This is a genomic window from Vibrio sinaloensis DSM 21326 (assembly GCF_000189275.1).
Classification (GTDB): domain Bacteria; phylum Pseudomonadota; class Gammaproteobacteria; order Enterobacterales; family Vibrionaceae; genus Vibrio; species Vibrio sinaloensis.
In genome coordinates this window covers 1-18,787 of record NZ_AEVT01000010.1, presented here as the reverse complement: position 1 = coordinate 18,787, position 18,787 = coordinate 1, and the positions used below count along the sequence as shown (strand labels likewise).

19 protein-coding genes and 1 pseudogene are annotated in these 18,787 nt (G+C 46.2%); 8 read left to right on the top strand and 12 right to left on the bottom strand.

Annotated features, from left to right (window positions below; all coding sequences use genetic code 11):
* Nucleotides 1-72: 72 nt before the first annotated feature.
* The 5 genes from nrdH (at nt 73) to RH45_RS23485 (ending at nt 4,189) form a co-directional block, all read left to right on the top strand.
* The gene (gene nrdH, locus RH45_RS02375; protein WP_008073394.1) at nt 73-294 is read left to right on the top strand and encodes a glutaredoxin-like protein NrdH; all 222 of its coding nucleotides are present in this window, start codon (nt 73-75) and stop codon (nt 292-294) included.
* Entirely contained in the window at nt 294-692 is a 399-nt protein-coding gene (gene nrdI / locus RH45_RS02370; RefSeq protein WP_008073392.1) for a class Ib ribonucleoside-diphosphate reductase assembly flavoprotein NrdI, read from the top strand. The genes nrdH and nrdI overlap by 1 nt, the downstream gene beginning before the upstream one ends.
* Complete coding sequence (gene nrdE / locus RH45_RS02365) at nt 685-2,817, top strand: class 1b ribonucleoside-diphosphate reductase subunit alpha (protein WP_039958138.1); 2,133 nt, start codon at nt 685-687, stop codon at nt 2,815-2,817. The genes nrdI and nrdE overlap by 8 nt, the downstream gene beginning before the upstream one ends.
* Before the next feature lie 15 nt (nt 2,818-2,832).
* Nucleotides 2,833-3,804: a class 1b ribonucleoside-diphosphate reductase subunit beta gene (gene nrdF / locus RH45_RS02360; protein WP_008073389.1), complete on the top strand. Its 972-nt coding sequence runs from the start codon at nt 2,833-2,835 to the stop codon at nt 3,802-3,804.
* Nucleotides 3,805-4,039: 235 nt separating this feature from the next.
* Complete coding sequence (locus RH45_RS23485; protein WP_008073388.1) at nt 4,040-4,189, top strand: hypothetical protein; 150 nt, start codon at nt 4,040-4,042, stop codon at nt 4,187-4,189.
* Between the two features lie 31 nt (nt 4,190-4,220).
* Here the strand turns inward: RH45_RS23485 and RH45_RS02350 are convergent, their stop codons facing one another.
* From RH45_RS02350 to RH45_RS02335, 4 genes are all read right to left on the bottom strand, one after another.
* Nucleotides 4,221-5,621 carry a class II fumarate hydratase gene (locus RH45_RS02350; protein WP_008073387.1) on the bottom strand — a complete coding sequence of 467 codons (1,401 nt, stop codon included), beginning with the start codon at nt 5,619-5,621 and terminating at the stop codon, nt 4,221-4,223.
* 17 nt (nt 5,622-5,638) lie between these two features.
* Nucleotides 5,639-6,019, bottom strand: coding sequence for a hypothetical protein (locus RH45_RS02345; protein WP_008073386.1), 381 nt, complete (start codon nt 6,017-6,019; stop codon nt 5,639-5,641).
* Nucleotides 6,020-6,147: 128 nt separating this feature from the next.
* Nucleotides 6,148-7,989, bottom strand: coding sequence for a putative bifunctional diguanylate cyclase/phosphodiesterase (locus RH45_RS02340; protein WP_008073385.1), 1,842 nt, complete (start codon nt 7,987-7,989; stop codon nt 6,148-6,150).
* 113 nt (nt 7,990-8,102) lie between these two features.
* Nucleotides 8,103-8,990, bottom strand: coding sequence for a LysR family transcriptional regulator (locus RH45_RS02335; protein WP_008073384.1), 888 nt, complete (start codon nt 8,988-8,990; stop codon nt 8,103-8,105).
* Between the two features lie 113 nt (nt 8,991-9,103).
* Here RH45_RS02335 and RH45_RS02330 point away from each other — a divergent pair, with 113 nt between their 5' ends.
* The 3 genes from RH45_RS02330 to RH45_RS23820 all read left to right on the top strand — a co-directional run bounded on the left by RH45_RS02330 (nt 9,104) and on the right by RH45_RS23820 (nt 10,897).
* The gene (locus tag RH45_RS02330; RefSeq protein ID WP_008073383.1) at nt 9,104-10,282 is read left to right on the top strand and encodes a multidrug effflux MFS transporter; all 1,179 of its coding nucleotides are present in this window, start codon (nt 9,104-9,106) and stop codon (nt 10,280-10,282) included.
* A 63-nt stretch (nt 10,283-10,345) separates the two neighbouring features.
* Nucleotides 10,346-10,699 (top strand): hypothetical protein, encoded by a 354-nt coding sequence (locus tag RH45_RS02325; protein WP_008073382.1) that lies wholly within the window; start codon nt 10,346-10,348, stop codon nt 10,697-10,699.
* Between the two features lie 69 nt (nt 10,700-10,768).
* Nucleotides 10,769-10,897 carry a hypothetical protein gene (locus tag RH45_RS23820; RefSeq protein ID WP_008073380.1) on the top strand — a complete coding sequence of 43 codons (129 nt, stop codon included), beginning with the start codon at nt 10,769-10,771 and terminating at the stop codon, nt 10,895-10,897.
* Nucleotides 10,898-11,004: 107 nt separating this feature from the next.
* On the opposite strand, the gene RH45_RS02320 is transcribed toward RH45_RS23820, so the two are convergent.
* The 8 genes and pseudogenes from RH45_RS02320 to RH45_RS02285 all read right to left on the bottom strand — a co-directional run.
* Complete coding sequence (locus RH45_RS02320; RefSeq protein ID WP_008073379.1) at nt 11,005-11,628, bottom strand: glutaredoxin domain-containing protein; 624 nt, start codon at nt 11,626-11,628, stop codon at nt 11,005-11,007.
* Between the two features lie 40 nt (nt 11,629-11,668).
* A complete protein-coding gene (locus tag RH45_RS02315) occupies nt 11,669-12,571 on the bottom strand; it encodes a DMT family transporter (RefSeq protein WP_039958137.1) in 903 nt (300 codons plus the stop codon).
* Nucleotides 12,572-12,684: 113 nt separating this feature from the next.
* Entirely contained in the window at nt 12,685-13,605 is a 921-nt protein-coding gene (locus tag RH45_RS02310) for a DMT family transporter (protein ID WP_008073374.1), read from the bottom strand.
* Between the two features lie 187 nt (nt 13,606-13,792).
* Nucleotides 13,793-15,139 (bottom strand): MATE family efflux transporter, encoded by a 1,347-nt coding sequence (locus tag RH45_RS02305; RefSeq protein ID WP_008073372.1) that lies wholly within the window; start codon nt 15,137-15,139, stop codon nt 13,793-13,795.
* 74 nt (nt 15,140-15,213) lie between these two features.
* The gene (locus RH45_RS02300) at nt 15,214-17,133 is read right to left on the bottom strand and encodes a monovalent cation:proton antiporter-2 (CPA2) family protein (protein WP_008073369.1); all 1,920 of its coding nucleotides are present in this window, start codon (nt 17,131-17,133) and stop codon (nt 15,214-15,216) included.
* On the bottom strand, nt 17,130-17,750 hold the full coding sequence (locus tag RH45_RS02295; RefSeq protein ID WP_008073367.1) for an NAD(P)H-dependent oxidoreductase: 621 nt from the start codon (nt 17,748-17,750) through the stop codon (nt 17,130-17,132). The genes RH45_RS02300 and RH45_RS02295 overlap by 4 nt, the downstream gene beginning before the upstream one ends.
* A gap of 103 nt (nt 17,751-17,853) precedes the next feature.
* Nucleotides 17,854-18,465 (bottom strand): HAD family hydrolase, encoded by a 612-nt coding sequence (locus RH45_RS02290; protein ID WP_008073365.1) that lies wholly within the window; start codon nt 18,463-18,465, stop codon nt 17,854-17,856.
* A 20-nt stretch (nt 18,466-18,485) separates the two neighbouring features.
* Nucleotides 18,486-18,787 (bottom strand): annotated as a pseudogene (locus RH45_RS02285) (glutaredoxin family protein); the annotation flags it as partial.

Sequence of the window (18,787 nt, the reverse complement as noted above, 5' to 3'; positions counted from 1 at the left end):
ATCTGGCAATACCATATGTGGATGTAATTGATAATGGTTATCATTACAATTTTTAACAGAAGGTAATGAAATATGGACATCATCGTATACTCCAAGCCCCAATGTGTTCAGTGCACAGCGACGGTAAGAGCGTTAGAAGCCAAAGGCATCGCGCACCAAGTAATTGATCTAACGCTTGATAACTCGGCAATGCAATCTGTTCAATCGATGGGGTATCGTCAAGCGCCCGTTGTTGTGGCGGGAGCGAAACATTGGTCCGGTTTTCGTCCAGATATGATCAGTCAGTTAGCCTAATGATTGTTTATTACTCCAGCGCGTCGGGAAATACTCAGCGGTTCGTTGAAAGATTGGAGGTAGATTCAATTCGACTTCCGATAAACGCCGACGAGCCTATGCCCATTCTAGATCAGCCTTATGTTTTAGTTTGTCCAACTTATGCGGATGGAGAAGGGCGCGGCGCGGTACCTAAATCAGTGATCAAAGTTCTCAACCATGCAGAAAACCGCGCGCACCTCAAAGGGGTGATCGCCTCGGGAAATCGTAATTTTGGTGAACTGTTCGCCCAGGCTGGAAAAATTATTGCGCATAAATGCCAGGTCCCTGTGCTTTATCGCTTCGAACTTTCAGGAACCCAGCACGATGTTCAAGCCGTGCAGCAGGGACTCGAACAATTTTGGAAACACCATGGATAACCAATTTAACACCGAGCCGTTGGACTACCACGCGCTCAATGCCATGCTTAACTTACTTGATGAAAAGGGGAGTATCCAGCTAGATGCTGACCGACAAGCTGCGCGTCAATTCTTCTTACAGCACGTTAACCAGAATACGGTTTTCTTCCACAACTTGGCGGAAAAACTCGATTACTTGTTAAACGAAGGCTATTACGAAAAAGAAGTTTTAGAACAATATGATAGAGAGTTTCTCCAACTGATTTGGGATCGAGCTTATCAAGTCAAATTCCGCTTTAGAACCTTTCTAGGTGCGTACAAGTTTTTTACCTCTTACGCACTGAAAACCCGCGATGGAAAGCGCTATTTAGAGCGCTTCGAAGACCGCGTTGTGATGACGGCACTAACCCTTGCGCGTGGTGACAAAGCGTTTGCTCTGGATCTCATGCAAGAGATCATTTCTCAACGTTTTCAACCTGCCACGCCAACATTTATCAACTCGGGGAAAAAGAGTCGCGGAGAACTGATTTCGTGCTTTCTGCTACGTATTGAAGACAACATGGAGAGTATCGGTAGAGCGATTAACTCTTCGTTACAGCTCTCTCGTCGAGGTGGTGGAGTCGCCCTTCTTTTGAGTAACTTGCGTGAACAAGGCGCTCCGATTAAAGGGATACTCAACCAAAGTTCTGGTGTTGTGCCTGTCATGAAGCTGCTTGAAGACAGCTTTTCTTATGCGAATCAGTTAGGTGCTCGTCAGGGGGCTGGTGCAGTGTATTTGAACGCGCATCATCCGGACATTATGCAGTTTCTAGATACTAAGCGTGAAAACGCCGATGAGAAAATCCGCATCAAAACTCTGAGCTTGGGTATCGTTATTCCCGATATTACGTTAGAGCTCGCCAAGCAGAACAAGGACATGTATTTGTTTTCGCCCCATGATGTGGAGCGGGTCTACGGTGTGCCTTTCTCTGAAATCAGCGTGAGCGAGAAGTATCACGAAATGGTCGATGACCCGCGTATTCGAAAGAGTAAGATTTCGGCTCGTGGATTGTTCCAGACCCTTGCAGAGATTCAGTTTGAGTCCGGTTATCCTTATCTTATGTTTGAGGATACGGTTAATGCAGCCAACCCAATAAAGGGAAGAATTAACATGTCAAATCTTTGCTCCGAGATTTTGCAGGTTAATGATGCCTCTCACTTTAATGACGACTTGAGCTATGCCCACCTGGGGCGTGATATCTCATGCAACTTAGGGTCAGTCAACATTGCCAAAGCGCTAGATGGTGGTCATTTGGACCATACTGTCGAGGTGTCGATTCGCGCGCTCAACGCCGTGTCTGAAATGAGTGCAATAGACAGCGTACCGTCGATACGTAGAGGCAATGATGAAAGCCACGCCATTGGATTAGGCCAGATGAATCTGCACGGATTTTTAGCCCGCGAGCAAATTCACTATGACAGCGAAGAGGCCGTCGATTTTACTCGTACTTACTTTGCCACGACCTTATACCACTGCTTAACCGCTTCAAATAAATTGGCTTTGGAAAGGAAGCAAGTATTTGTCGGCTTTGAACACTCTCAGTACGCTACGGGTGAGTTCTTCACCAAATACTTGCAGCAAGACTATTCGCCTCGTACGGACATTGTTGCGGCACTGTTTGAACGATTGGATATGCGGGTACCGTCGATTGATGATTGGCAGCAGCTTCAGTCTAAGGTGATGGAGTCTGGTCTGTACAACCGCAACTTGCAAGCGATTCCACCGACGGGCTCGATCAGTTACATCAATGACGCGACGGCTTCTATCCACCCAGTCACCGCAAAAGTTGAAATTCGTAAAGAGGGCAAGATTGGACGGGTTTACTTCCCTGCGCCATACCTGAGTAATGATAATCTCGACTACTTCAAAGATGCCTATGAAATTGGCCCTAAAGCCATTATTGACGTCTATGCAGCAGCGACAGAGCACGTCGATCAAGGTTTGTCTCTGACACTGTTCTTTAGTGACGAAGTGACTACTCGTGATATCAACAAAGCACAAATCTATGCGTGGAAAAAGAAGATCAAAACGCTCTATTACATTCGCATGCGCCAAAAAGCCCTTGAAGGTACGCAAGTTGAAGGCTGCGTCTCTTGCTCGTTGTAAACAAGGAACCCCATTATGAGTAACCCACACACTGAACCTGTTCGAGCGATTAACTGGAACCGAATGCAAGATGATAAAGATCTTGAGATTTGGAACCGCTTAACGGTGAATTTTTGGTTGCCTGAGAAGGTGCCATTGTCCAATGACATTCAAACTTGGAAGCAACTGACTGAAGAAGAGCAAACACTGACGATACGAGTTTTTACTGGTTTGACTCTGCTTGATACGATTCAAAATACCGTTGGCGCTCCTGCCTTAATGGCTGATGCTCGCACTCCCCATGAAGAAGCCGTTTTGACCAACATCGCTTTCATGGAAGCAGTACACGCTCGCAGTTATTCGTCTGTTTTCTCGACCATGTGCACCACGCCACAAATTGATGAAGCGTTTCGCTGGGCTGACGAGAATCCGCTACTACAAAAGAAAGCTCAGTTAGTACTGGAAGATTACCTAGCGCAAGGCGACCCGCTCAAGAAAAAAGTGGCCAGTGTTTTCCTTGAAAGCTTTTTGTTCTATTCCGGTTTTTACCTGCCAATGCATTGGTCGAGTCGGGCAAAGCTGACCAACACCGCAGACTTGATTCGACTGATCATTCGAGACGAAGCGATTCATGGCTACTACATTGGCTATAAGTTCCAGCTAGCGTTTAACGAACTGTCAGAACAAGAGCAAGCTAAGGTTAAGGATGAGGCTTACTCGCTGATGTTCTCTTTGTATGAAATTGAAAGCCAATACACAGAATCGTTGTACGACCAAGTGGGTCTTACGGAAGACGTGAAGCACTTCCTACACTACAACGCGAACAAAGCACTGATGAATCTTGGATTCGAGCCTCTGTTTCCTGATGAACTGTGTCAGGTTAACCCAGCCATTATGGCGGCACTGTCGCCAAATGCCGATGAGAACCACGATTTCTTCTCAGGTTCAGGCTCGTCTTATGTGATTGGTAAAGCGGTTGCGACGGAAGATGAAGACTGGGATTTTTAGCCCAAGCCAGCTTATCGGCTAAAGCAAAAGGGAAGGGTACTCGGAGTAAGCTGTCTCGGCGCTGAGTGCCTTCTCTGTCAGATCGAGTATTTCACCACTTAGTAAAACTGCAAACGATGAGTGATTAGTCGAAGAGGAGTTGTTGGCCAAGAATAGGTCAGTGCAATTGCACCGTGAACGACATTTGCGTAGAATCGCCGCTCCTTGATTTAATCTGTATTTTAAGGAAATACCGATGAACGCCACACAAGCGATGGCGGCCCATTCCGCGGAGCACATGACGTCTAAAAAACGTGACGTTGCACTCCGCGAACTGATGTCGCTGGCAAAAATGGCCGCAGTGATTGCTGTGCCAACTTTGCTTATTGCCCTGGCTTGGATTTAAACCAGAGCACACTGCACAAGGATGTGTGCTTTTATTCTGCCACACCACCTTTTGTTAGCTGCGTTGGATCGAGTAAACGCTCTAATGTTGCTCTATCGAGATCGGTCTCTTCTTCCGCCACGTCAATAATGGCTCGGCCTTGCTTATAGGCTTTCTTCGCAATATCAGCTGCTTTGAGATAACCAATTACAGGGTTGAGTGCGGTGACCAAAATTGGATTACGTGACAGCGCAACTTGCAAGTTGTCTTCGCGCACGTTGAAGGTTGCGATGGCTTTGTCTGCTAGTGCAATCGCTGAGTTAGACAGCAGCTCAATACTCTCAATGACGTTGTGAGCAATAACCGGTAGCATGACATTGAGTTGGAAGTTGCCCGATTGGCCGGCAAGGGTAATGGTTGCATCATTACCAATCACCTGTGCAGACGCCATGGCAGCGGCTTCTGGAATCACAGGATTCACTTTCCCTGGCATGATTGAAGAACCCGGCTGAAGGCCTTGCAATTCGATTTCGCCAAGACCGGCAAGAGGACCAGAATTCATCCAGCGGAGATCATTCGCGATTTTCATGGTGGCGACTGCGGCTGTTTTCAATTGTCCAGACAGTGCAACAATCGCGTCTTGCGAGCTTAGGTTGTAGAAGAAGTTGCTGCTGGCAGTGAACTGGATACGCGTCGCTTGCGATAGGTTATCGGCAAATGCAGCAGCGAATCTAGGATCGGCATTGATGCCTGTACCTACCGCTGTACCGCCTTGAGCCAACGCTTTAACCGCCGTCAAGCTATGAACAATGCCGGTGCGAGCTTGCTCGATCTGGTATTGCCAACCCCCAAGCTCTTGATCGAATGTTACTGGCATCGCATCCATTAAGTGGGTACGGCCGGTTTTGACAACTTGCCCCACTTCTTCTCGTTTCGCTTTAAGTGCGTTAATCAGATGATCGAGTGCAGGAAGAAGCTGTTTCTCAATTGAAATTGCGCTGCTGACTTGGATGGCGGTTGGTACAACGTCATTACTACTTTGGCCCATGTTGACATGGTCATTAGGGCTCACGTCTGCACCAAGAACATCGCTTGCTAACGTAGCTATCACTTCATTTGCATTCATGTTTGAACTGGTGCCTGAGCCAGTTTGGAAGACATCGATTGGAAAGTGTTCTAAGTGCTCTCCGTCGATGATTGGCTGAGCGGCGTCAGCAATCGCATTGGCAATGTCACCTTCGAGTAAACCAAGCTGAGCATTTGTTAGCGCTGCAGTTTGCTTAACATAAGCGAGTGCTTGGATGAAAGCGACCGGCATCTTGTGGTGACTAAAGTGGAAATTGTCGACCGCACGTTGAGTTTGAGCTTGGTAAAGCGCATTTTCAGGTACTTGCACTTCTCCCATGCTGTCCTTTTCAACACGAAATGATTGCGAGCTTGAAGGTTGAGTCATTTTTATTCCTTACGTTATCAGTCTAAAGGCGCTTGAATGCGCTGTAGTTGTTGTTGTAATTGAAGAAATCGAATATCACCGTCATCCCAGTGGTAATAAAAACGTTTGAGACAAAGCAGTGGTGTGTGGATGGAATCAAGGCATACTCGACGAAATATTCGGCTGCGAACCGGATCTTGGATGGCATCTAACATGTCAAAGTAGAGTCTTCTGAGAAACAGTTCGCACAGTAAGGTGTTCTCATGCATTGCCCCAGGCTCATAAAAAGACGAAAGATTCATGGTGGAGTGGATATAGTCTTGGATGACATCCGGTTCAAATCCGCCTTGAGTCAGCTTGTCTTGAAATCGATCCTGAGCTTTAAAAAAGCACTGATAGAGAGGTTTTTGGCAATGCATAATAAGCCTTGGGATTAAATTAATCGTAATGATAATTATTATCAAATAAGTTGAGTGAATCAACCCTAAATTGGTTATGGGAAAGGCGAGAAGAAAAAGAAAATGGCTAGCGTAAGGGGAACGAGTGGCTAGCCATTGGAAACTTTGCAGGTCTTGTCTGTAGGGCTGGCTTGCAAGTCGATGATAGTTTCAGGAAGTTCGGGGCGTGAGAAGTAGTAACCTTGAATTTGTTCACAACCCATGGTGTACAGTTTATTGAGTGCCTCTTGATCTTCTACGCCTTCAGCGACTAGGTTTACCTGCAGACGTTTCGCCAGTTGAATGATCAGCCAAACAACACTTTCCGCTGTTTCGTTAGTGAGCATGTTGCGAATGAAGGTCGCATCGATTTTTATACAGTCGATAGGGTAACTGTGGATATAGTTAAGACTCGAATAACCTGTACCGAAATCATCAAGAGCGACGGTAAAACCGAGCAATCGTAGTTTGTCTAGAATGATTTTCACTTCTTTAGTGCGTGAAAGTAGCACCGTTTCAGTGAGTTCAATGGTGAACTCTTCAGGTTTGAACCCATAGCGCTCAATGGTGGCTAACAAATGCTGGACGTAGCGATTCGCATTACTGAGCTCGTGAGCTGAACAATTCAGTCCAAGTTTAATTTTATGGCCTAAGCCATCCTCGAGTTGTTTCTTAGCCGCGCAGGCCAACTCGACAATCCGTTCACCCAGTTCGATGATTAAACCAGATTGTTCGGCTGCTTCGATAAACTCTATCGGTGAAATAGAACCGAGTGCTTGGCTGTTCCAGCGCGCCAGAATTTCAAAGTAATCCCATTGTTTCGAGCCTTTATTGACGATGGGCTGCACGACAACATAAATCTCATTGTGCTGAGTGACTTTATCCAGTTCGCTACGCAGAGCATCAATGATCATCGCACGTCGATAATACTGAGCGCTTAGGTGCGTGTCGTAACACTGGATAGTGAGTTGCGGCGACTGTTTACACTCTTTCAAGGCTAAGCTGGCATTAAGCATAATTTGGTCTGCGCTAAGACTGTGGCTGGTATTTCGTGCGATACCAATGCTGACTTTCACTTTTATGTTGTGCGAAGGATCTTTATAGCCTCGCTCTAGTTTTTCTATGATTCGGTTACAGATCTCGAACGGATCGCCTGATAGCGAAATAAAAGCAAACTCATCACCAGCAATACGAAATGCCAACTGTTTATCGTGCACCGCTTCCTCGGTTGTCTTGGCAACGAATTTAATGATTTGATCACCAATGTAATTACCGTAAAGATCGTTGATCGACTTAAAATTATCAATGTCTATGTAGGCAAGGGTGAAAGGTGCTGTTCCCATCTCTGTTAGCCGCTCTAACTTGTCGGCCAAGAAGCTGCGATTGAGCAAACCGGTTAAGTTGTCGTGAGAGACTTCATAGCTCAACTGGTTAACTAAACTATCAGAGCGCGCAGAGAGCCACTTTGCGCGCAAATTGTGAACAACCACTCGAGCAAACAACTTGTGGTGATAAATCATTTCTTCGATGTTGTTTAGCTCGAAGGTAAAGCTTGATAGCAGCACCCCGAGTACATCACCTGTCTCAGAACGAAGAGGGACACCTAAGTAAGACTCGATGCCATTTTCTTTTAAATATACATCGTGTGGAAATCGTTCGGCCACGTCATTCTCATAGAGAACATGATCGAGCTCAGAGTTACCTACCGTGGCACATGGGGTTCCGCTAAGCGAGTATTCGAACGGAGATTGGAGCTGATTGCCGCACGCATACGAAAGGGTCGTCGCCTTTGTTTTCAAGCGGTCTATCTCGATCAAACAGGTGCAGAAACTCGAGTAATTTTTGTGCAAGACTAGCGTGACGCTATCGAGCAGTTCGGCTCCATCTAAACTCAATGTTCTGTTGATGACATCCAAGTCGATAGAAGGAGCTATCGTTGTATTCCTAGCCATATGAGAACCCAAATTTAGTGATATCAATCACGCGTTGTTAGTATTGGTTCCATTTAAATATGGTACAGGTCGCATAGCATCGCAAGTGAGTTTCAAGAATTTCATCTACAACTTTAGTCCGAGCGCTCCTTCGCTAACCTCTCTTTGAGATAGTCCAAAAACAGTTTAGTCCGAGTGTGCTGATAGTCCAGTTTGGGGTAGTAGGCATAGACTGTCGCTTCATCGGCGGTAATTTCTGGCAAGATTCGTTTTAGTGTCCCGGTATTGAGCTCGTCTTTTATCATCACATCGTTTGTTACCAAAATGCCCATGCTGTTTTTGGCAGCGTAGAACATGGCTTCAGGGTTGGTGGTGGCAAAGTTGCCGGATAACATAATGCGCTTACTTTTTGATAGGGTAATTTCTCGTTGCGGTCTTTCACCCCAAATTAACGCGTTGTGCTGAGTTAATTCTTCCACTGTTTTGGGCTCGCCGTGCTGCTGTAAATATTGAGGAGAGGCATAAAATCCAGCGCGATGTTCAAATAGGGGAGTTGCTTTGAAGCTGAGCGAGTTGAGTTGTTCGAGCTCTCGGCTGATAAACAGGTCTAGGCTTAATTCAGGTAACTGGCCAGGCGTTGTGGTGATTAATTGGATGCGGATGTCTGGATACATTTGCAAAAAATCATTGAGGTATTGGACGAGAAACTTTGAGCCGACAGCGAGTGTCGCTCCAATTTTGAGCAGGCCTGCGGGACTCTGGCTGACCGATCGAGTTTCATCGACGATTGATTGCCAATCTTCGAGTTGCATCTTAGCGCGTTCGTAAAACAAGGCGCCGGCTTCGGTTTGGGTAACCGTCCTGGTAGTACGTTTGAGCAATTGGACGCCGATACGTTCTTCCAACCAATGCACCCGTTTTGAAATCGCGGAGCTGGTGGTGTTCATCTTTCGTGCCGCGCCGTTGAAGCTCCCTTCGTCAACCACACGAATATAACTGTGAACGCTTTGAATCCAATCCATACCATTGCCTTATTGATTCTTATTTGGAACTAATCAGTTTCCAGTGAAGTGTATTATCTTTATTCAGTACCTAATTTACACTGATTAACAGTGAGAATAAATAAGGGGGAAAGATGAAAAAAACACCTATTTTGTTGGCAATGATGATCATTGCCACGGGGCAAGTTGGTGTCAGTATTTACTTGCCATCTTTACCCCTTATTAGCCAGGAGTTATCTGCAAGCCATGCTGACGTCCAATTATTAGTGACTCTTTTCTTGGTCGGCTTTGGTGCTTCGCAGTTATTCTACGGGCCTCTTTCGGATGCTATTGGACGGCGACCTGTTTTTTTACTGGGACAAGGGGTTTATTTGCTAGGGACGGTGATTTGCGTGATGTTCTCGGCGAACTTGTCGATTTTGATTCTGGGACGTTTGTTGCAAGGGCTCGGCGCTGGTAGTGCTTCTGTTTTAGGCCGAAGTGTCTTGCGCGACAGTTATGATGGCCCGCAATTGACCCGAGCTTTATCTTACATCTCTGTTACCGCGTCAATCATGCCTATTATCGCACCAGTGTTTGGTGGTTGGATGGCTTTTTATCTTGGCTGGCAATCTGTGTTTATGTTTGTCTTGTTGTACTTGGCAGCCATTTTTACTTTAGGTTACTTTGTATTGCCTGAAACCAACACCAACGGCAAGCGTCGATTTTGTGTTACAGAAGTGGTGAAAAACTATGGCTGTTTGTTGGGCAATAAACAGGTTATCTCTAGTGCGAGTTACAACTGGATAAGTTACCTGACAAGTCTTGTTTCGTTATCGGTGATGCCTTTTTTGTTACAGCATCAAATTGGCCTAACGGCTGCGGAGTATGGTTCGGTCATGATCATCCCATCTGCGGGTTTAATGCTCGGCAGTTTAACGTTAAATGTACTCAATCGATTTATGTCTACGGCGCAAATCCTGTCGCTCGCTATTTCAATCATGGCGGCGGCTGGAGTATGGCTACTGGTGACACAAACCACGTTGTTTAATTTAGTTTGGGCGTTCACTTGGTTGACCATTGCGCAAGGTATGTCATTTCCTTTGTCGATCAGTATGTTACTAGAGCCACATAAAAAACAAGCCGGAGTGGTTTCGGCATTGTCTGGCTCCATTCAAATGTGCATGGCCGGGCTTTTTGGCGGCTATCTCGTTGAAAATTGGATTCAAAGCCAAGACGCGATGGGGTGGTGTTATTTAATTGCGGCGTTGATTATGGCTATGGTGGCTTACTTGTCATTTAGAAAACCCTTCGTTAAGCAAGAGTTTGCTTGAATGGGTGCAAACGACTGTTACAATGCGCGAAGCGAAACACAATGCACCAAATAGGTAATAAGCATGGAACATAAAGAATTCGAGCAACTTGTAAAAGCGCTATGTGAAAAAGAAAACCTACCACAAGCTTTAGAAGCTCTTAAGTCGGTTGAAGACCAAGAAGTTGCCGAGGCGGCTCAGTCGCTTGCTGGACAATTTGCTTTGGCAGAAGTTGAAGGTGAAAAGCGCATTTACCACGTGACTGTACAAGAAAACGAGCAAGGCGAAGAGCAAGAGTTCATAGAGCACGTTATGAATGAAGGTGACGCTGTGATCGTATTCGTTGCTTGGTTCTTTGATACTATGTTTGAAGTGAAGCGTAAAGACACTTATCAAGCCGCAGGTAAAACTTACCAACAGCAAAAACGCGTTAAATAATGTGATTTAGATCTTGTTTTTATTTGATTTGTGATTAAAATCACACTCCTAACTATCGAGGAGATAATCATGAATCACGAATTAGGCAACGCATATTTAGGTCAGATGATCGCGAAGCAAGCAATGCACGAAGCATTGAATGGTAAGCCTAAAGCGAAAAAATCATCCTTCATTAAGCGAATGATGAAAAAATGGTGAACTAATCGCTGCGCGTGAAATGGAATTTAAAAAAGCCGGAAGTAATACACTTCCGGCTTTTTGTTATCTATGCGGTTTTCAGCTAAACAGACCGTTGGGTTAGGTGATTAACCCACAGACGATTGATTCTCTTCTAAGTTAACAACGTTGTCAGGAACTTGAGTTAGCCCCTTTTCGGCAAGCCAAGCTTCAAGGTTATCAGCACCCCCGATGTACTGACCATCGAGCCAAATTTGTGGAACCGTGACTGGCGTCTTTTCTCCGATGATGGCTTTCACTTCTGGAATCATTCGGTATAGTGCCGCGCTGTCTTTAACGACATCGTGATACTCGTATTCAATACCCGCGTCGTTGAGCATCTTCTTCGCCTTAACGCAGTAAGGACACGTCGCTTTCCCATACACAATGTTGCCTTTCAGAGTATCACGTTTCGTCCACTCTCGGATGATAGATTGAACCAGCACACCACGGTTTAACGCCTCACCTTGGCTGACTACTTTGCCTTCCACCATCAGAATAGGCGCATGCCAAGCGCCAACTTTCAACGGTTCCCACCAATGAGAGAGCCAATCTTTCACTTCTAACTCAACAGGCACACCTGCTAGCTCGTTTTCAAACGTATCCTTAAGGATATCTTTTGTCAGGGTGCATTCCCCACAAGGAATCTTTACACTGAATGGACCCCAGCTGCCGCCCCAACGGTAAAGTGTTAATTTGATTGGTTCTGCCATTGTTTTCTCTCCCATAATACCTTTCTCTAATAGAAAGGGACTAGGCTGATTTTATTTCAGCTTTTCGCGATTTTTTTGTCTCCCATTGAGTAATAAACGCAACAGAAGCGATAATGATCGCGGCTCCTAGCCACAATCGACCTGGTGGAACCCAGCCGAATACCATCCAGCCAGCAAGAACATTGAGGGGTAACTTAGCGTGGTCAAATGGTTGAACGAATGACGCATCGGCAACCGAATACGCTTTAACAATAGCCCATTGTGCCAGTGCCGTCATAGCCCCGGCAGCAATCAGCACGAGCCAAATTGAGCCGCCCGTTGGTGTTTGCCAGTCTGGTAATGCCAACACAATATTAAATGGCGTAATCAGAACCAGTAAGTAAACCACCATCGTCGATGGAGAATCATCAGAAGAAAGCTTTTTCACCATCAATGAATAGCAAGCCCAGAAAAATGCAGCGCCGACAGGGAGAAGCGCAGCCCAACTAAAATCGTCTGACCAAGGCTCTAGGATGATCATCGCACCAACAAAACCTGTCACTGTTGCAAACCAGCGAGCTGGGCCTACATTCTCTTTGAGGAATAGCCCTGAGCCGATTGTTGCAAACAAAGGTGAGGTCATAAGTAGCGCGATGCCCTGCCAGATAGGCACAGGGTAGGCCAATGCCCATAACCACAACTGAATGCCAATGACAGATAGAAATACACGAAAAACGTGCATGCCTAGATGCTCGGTTCTCAGTGACTGACGAATGCCGAGCGTTTTCAGGTATGGAAGAATAACGACTAATGCAATTGCATACTGAATTACCGCAACCGTGGTCGATGACAGGCCAAAGTTGATACTGGCGACTTGCGCGAGGCTGTTAACAATGGCAAATGCTAAACCCGCAGTTAGCATCCAGCTTGCGCCTTGAATCGGGTGGTGAGCTCGAGTAGTCATAAACGTCATAAGAAAAAATAGATAGAGTGAATAATACGTGTTTAATCTTGAGACGTCATCACTCTATCTTGTTGTTGATGTTCAAAATTTTGGAGGAATTACCCCCCAAAGTTTTAGGGTTTATTGCGATTCATGGTGTAGACAGAAAAGACAACCAACGCCATCCCAATCGCATGCCAGAGCGTAAAGGCTTCACCTAATACCAGTACAGCCGCGACTGCCGTGACTGCAGGCCCTATGTTGCTGGTTAAGCTCAATTGAGTCGGAGACAGCCTAGCCATGGCTGCAGCAATTAAATAAGAGGGCAGAACCGTACAAAATATACCCAGTATGACTCCGACAAGGATCAGCTCTTGGCTCCAGTGTGTAATGATGACATTGCTGCTGCTTAGATGAATCAGTATCGCGAACCCAGCACTTCCCATTCCTATGCTAGTAAACAGTGAACTGCCAAGCGTGGCTATCAAAGGCTTGCTCCACACCAGATAGAAGGCAAAGACCAACGCAGACGCAATCGCGAGAATACTGCCTTGCAGGATGGATTCGCCAAGCGTTTGAAAATCATGGATGAAGATAAAACTGATCCCAAGATAGCCTAATAAAGCAGACAGTATGACTTGTTTCGACGGCGCTTGGCGGTAGAAAACCCAACTGATCAGAACGACAAAGGTTGGAAACAAAAAGAGTAACAATCGTACAAGCTGAGCGGATATAAACGCCAATGAGGCAATGTCTAGATAGCTTGCGCAGTAGTAGCCTAAAATGCCAATCAACATTGCTTTGAAGCCGTGACGAGTCACTTTTTCTCTGTTGGTTGGAGTACGACACAGAATCACAAAAGTGACAACATACAAGGGCAACGAACTGAATGCCCGTAATGCCATAATAGAGGTTGCATCTCCTCCATACTGATAGGCGATTTTGACCAGAATGGGTTTTAGTGAAAAAAGAATACAACCCGCCAAAGCGAGAAAAACACCGGCTTGGGAGGCGCGTTGAACTGAGCTGGGGATGGGTTGTGTTTCGTCTGTCATAGTCTCGTATCCTTGATTTAGAAGATGGCTACGAGAGGGGGCGGCTCTGGCTACGTTCTCTCGTAGCCAGGCACACAATTACCTACCAGCTACGGGCATTAAGCAGAAGGAGCCAAAGGTAGGTAAAGGTAAAATGCATAATAGGTATTCCAATTGATGAGTCTTCAGACTAACGTCTGGCCAATCACTATGCAACTTCTTTATTGGTTAACTTTTGCTCTAGTTGGATCAACGCTTTTTGATACATCGCCCATGCGCAGACGCCGGCCAGAACGTTACCGATCAATGCGCCCCAGAACAGGCCTTGAATGCCACCAAGTTGTGCACCTAACCACAGACACGGTAAGAAGAAGGCAAACAGTCGTAGCGCAGAGATGGTTAGCGCGGTGTAAGATTTTCCGAGCGCGTTGGCAATCGACACCATCAACATGCAAATCCCGAGTGGTCCTAGACTAAATGGCACGATCAATAAGTGCCAATGCAATATCTCCGTCACTTGACCTTCGCTTGTCATCAGCTCAGCGAGTGAATGGGCGGTGAGCCATGTAAGCAAAGCGATTAAAAGTTGGAAACCTAACACGTATTGGCAAGCAATATTGACCAGCTTGCGAATATCACTCAGTTTACCGGCACCTAACAAGCGACCAACCATTGGCGGCATGGACATGGTCAGTGCCAGTACAGATACAATTGCAAAAAACTCGTAGCGAGAGCCCACAGCCCAAGCTGCAACCGCCGCAGTGCCGAAACCTGCGAGGAGTTTAGTGGCTAACATTGAAGAAAGCGGTGGGAGTAATTGGCTGATCATCGCAGGGCCCATGATGTTGGCAATCGAGCGAATACTTTTAGCGATATCCAAATCGTCCCAGTTGTAGCATAACCACTGTTTTCGGCTAACTTTAGGCGCGACCACTAAGATACCAATACCAAATGCCAGAATAGTGGCAACTGCGGCACCATTGATCCCCATGTCCAGAGTGAAAATGAAGATAGGGTCGAAGACCAGATTGAGTAAACTGGTAACCATCATCATGGTACCAGGTAGCATGGTGTTACCATTTGCGCGACAGATACTGTAGAAGAAATACAGTAGTGCGCCTGTCCACGAACTGATCAGCCATACGATCCAATAGCTGTCGATGATAGGCAGTACCGTCTCAGGTGCACTGAGCAGTGCGAGAATAGGTTCGCGTAATAGGTAGATAAACAACGAAATCAGAGCAACCCCAACGCTCCCCATTACCACAATCAATCCGCCTAGCTGTTGCGCGTAACGATCCTGTTTTGCCCCTAGTGCTTTAGAGATCACTGCTGTGGTTGCGATGCCTAAGCCTACCTGGATACCAATGATGATCATTTGAATCGGCAAAGTGAAACCTTGTGCCGCAAGTGGTAAAACGCCTAACTGACCAATGAACGCACTGTCGACCAGTTGAAAGCTCATGAGCGACAAAACGCCAAACAGCATTGGCCAAGTCATCTTAAATAGTTGCTTCCCTAAAGAAGGGGAGGTGTCTTTCGAGTGAGAAGTCATAATATCTCTATAGTGTTTCTAAAACGGAAACCGAGGCGTTAATAGCCTCGGTTAGAACGGTTAAGCGATGAAACTTAGCTTTCTTCAAAATTGTCGGCATACCCTTTTGGCGGAGGAGTCCAGCCTCGTTCATCGGCTGCATGCTTATCTGAGCGATCTCGTGTCATCTCAAGCTTAATTTGCTCTTCTAAGTGCATGAACAGCTTACGGTAGTTGTTGTCGAAACGTTCACCTTCAGAATCATCTTCCCACGCTTGGTAAAGTTTATCTGATTTTCGATTTTCGACACGTTGGTATGCCGCTTTTTGTTGTTCAACGAAGAATGGGTGGTGACCCAATCCGCGCATCGCGTGGGCTCCCAATTCAAGAGCAGAGTGGTAAGTTTCTGATTCAACAATGTCAGCGCCGGCTTGCTTCAACAGGTAACCATGGCCACGGTCAAATGCACGAACCAGCACTTTAACGTGCGGGTAAGTATGTTTAACGTACTTAGTCAGTTCAACGCTGCTTTCGCGGTTATCAATCGCGATCACGAGCATTGCGGCTTCTTCGATACCGGCAGTGTGCAACAAATCTGGACGAGTGGCATCGCCAAAGTAGGCTTTAGTATCGATTTGGCGTACGACATCAACCTGATCTGCTTGGTGATCCAGTACCACAGTCTTCACGCCATTGGATACCAGTAAGCGGTTAACAATTTGGCCAAAACGACCAATGCCAGCGATGATGACACTGCCTTGTTCTTCGATTTCATCAGCGACTTTGTCATTGGACTGGTGCTCATAACGTGGTAGCACGACTTTATCGAAGAAGATAAACAGCCCTGGCGTCAAGAACATAGACAGCGCCACAACCAGTGACAACGTCTGCGCTAGCTCAGTTGGAATAACATGGTTTTGCACGGTAAAGCTTAGCAACACAAAACCAAACTCACCGGCTTGAGCCAAGCTAAGGGTAAATAGCCAGCGGTTACTATTTTTAATACGGAACACGAAGGCAAGAACAAACAGCACTAGCGCTTTAAGCATCATAACGCCAAAGGTGAGGCCCATGATGAGCAGGAACTGCTCTGACAGGATCGAGAAGTTTATTCCGGCGCCGACGGTTATGAAAAATAGCCCCAGTAGTAAGCCTTTAAATGGGTCGATGTTGGATTCTAACTCGTGGCGAAACTCACTGTTCGCAAGTACGACACCCGCTAGGAACGTTCCTAATGCAGGGGATAAACCGACCAAACTCATGAGAGCAGCAATACCGACCACGAGCATTAAGGCAGTCGCAGTAAAGATTTCGCGTAAGCCAGAACTTGCGACAAACCGGAAGAGAGGGCGACTTAAGTAATGACCACCAACCACTAAGCCAACGACTGAAACGATGATGACCAGGGCATAACCCCATCCAGGTAACCCCGCGACCAAGCTAAGCTCTTCGTGGTGCTCGGCGGCTGCAGCAACGCTATTTTGAGCTTTCTCTACCAATTCTGGAAGCGCAAGCAAAGGAATAAATGCCAGCATAGGGATCACGGCGATATCTTGGAACAGTAATACCGAAAACGCGTTCTGGCCTCCTTCTGTTTTGCTCAATCCTTTCTCATTGAATGTTTGCAAGACAATCGCGGTGGAGGAGAGAGCAAAGATGAGGCCGATAGCCAGAGCGATTGTCCATGGCTGCTCAAAATAGAGTGCGATGGCCATGATGATTGCTGCCGTACCACCAACCTGCAGCCCGCCAAGGCCGAGTAAGCGATTACGCATCGACCAGAGCATTTTGGGCTCCAGCTCCAAACCAACGAGGAAAAGCATCATCACCACGCCAAACTCAGCAAAGTGCTGAATGGTTGTTGTCTCTTCCCCCACTAAACCAATGATAGGGCCGATCACAACGCCCGCAATCAAGTAACCGAGTACCGAACCAAGACCTAGGCGCTTAGCAATAGGTACAGCAATCACAGCTGCGACTAGGTAGATAAACGCTTGGAGAAAATATCCGGTCATGCTTTTTCCTCACTATCAGGTTGATTTAAGCACATAGTCAGCTTTTCCACTTTTGCAGCTTGTTTGTAGTCAAAGTCATCATTCACCAGGGAATTCAACAATGCTTTCCATTGCGTGACATGAGTGGAAATACGATCATCTTCTCTCGCGGTACGAGCACCAAATAAGGCGAAAGGCGCTAAGTATTGCATTCCAGTTAGTGTGGCCATTTGCTCAAGCGGGTATAGAAGCTGGCGTATCGTGAAATGGTTGTAACCTTCCGTTTGGTAGGCGTCTTCTTTGCCACCCGCGGTTAATGAACAAAGGAACTTCTTACCATGCAGCTCAGTCCCCTCACTGCCGTAAGCGAAACCATATTCTAAAACCAAATCTTGCCACTCTTTCAATATCGACGGTGTGGAGTACCAGTACAAGGGAAATTGAAAGATGATGATATCGTGCTCACGCAAGCGCTGTTGCTCGCGATCAATATTAATGTTGTAAGTTGGGTAGTCGTGATAAAGGTCAACCGCTGTGACACCTTCCACTTGTTGGCTGGCTTTAAAAAGAGGTTGGTTGACTTCTGAGCGTCTGGGAGACGGATGAGCATAAAGCACCAAGACTTTGTTTTTTGACATGATTGGCCTGCTGGTTGTTTCTACCTATATGACTATTTTTACACAATGATTGCCTGTTAACCATTGGTTACTTATTGGTAACTTAAGAAACAGTATCAAAAACTTATTGATAATCGCCGCTCAAAGCATCAATGATTTCATGCAAATAATCGACGACCAGCGAGGCATGCTGGCTAAACTGAGCGGTTTCGCCTTGAGTGACTAAGCAAGAAGGCATGTTGGCATTGTAAGCCGCCTGTAAGTCGTACAGGTAGTCTCCAACATAGAGAACTTGGTGAGCAGAGAGCGCCCATTCATCAGCTAACGCAAGAAGCGAGTCCGGAGCAGGTTTTGGCGGAAAGTGTTCACGGCTGATAATGCGCTCAATGTTGAGATGATTATGTTCAACTTTCTGTTTGGCAGCTTGTTCGCAGTTGCGAGTAATAATCGCGGTCTTGAGGCTATTTTGATTGATAAATTCGAGGAGCTTTAGGCAGCCGGGCATAGGAGAAGAGTGCTGCGCATCGTCCATTTCATGTTGCAAAATCATTTGATGCGCTTGCTGCGTTTCTTGAGGACAACGAATGTCGTCAACAAAAGAGAGCAAATCAATATGGGTTGGGCAACCGATTTGCTCTCTAAGCCACGTAAAGTTCATATTAGAACTGACTAAGGTGTTGTCGAGATCAAACACAATTGCTTTGATTGAAGAAGTATCAAGTTGAACTGCTGGCATAATCTCTACCTTATTAGTTATTAAGCGAACTCTTGCTCCAGATAAGTAACGATGTCTGAAGATTCGTACATCCACTCTACTTGGCCATCTTTTTCGATGCGTAGACATGGAACTTTAATACGGCCACCACCGGCTTCAAGTTCATCGCGATGCTGCTGATTATTTTTAGCATCTCTTAGCTCAATATTCACGGATTGACGTTTCATAGCACGGCGCACCTTGACACAAAATGGACACGCTTCAAATTGATACAGGCTCATAGATTGGGTCTTTTTCTATCGGCGGCCTGTTGCTCAGCAGTGTCACGTTTCACACCTTTAGG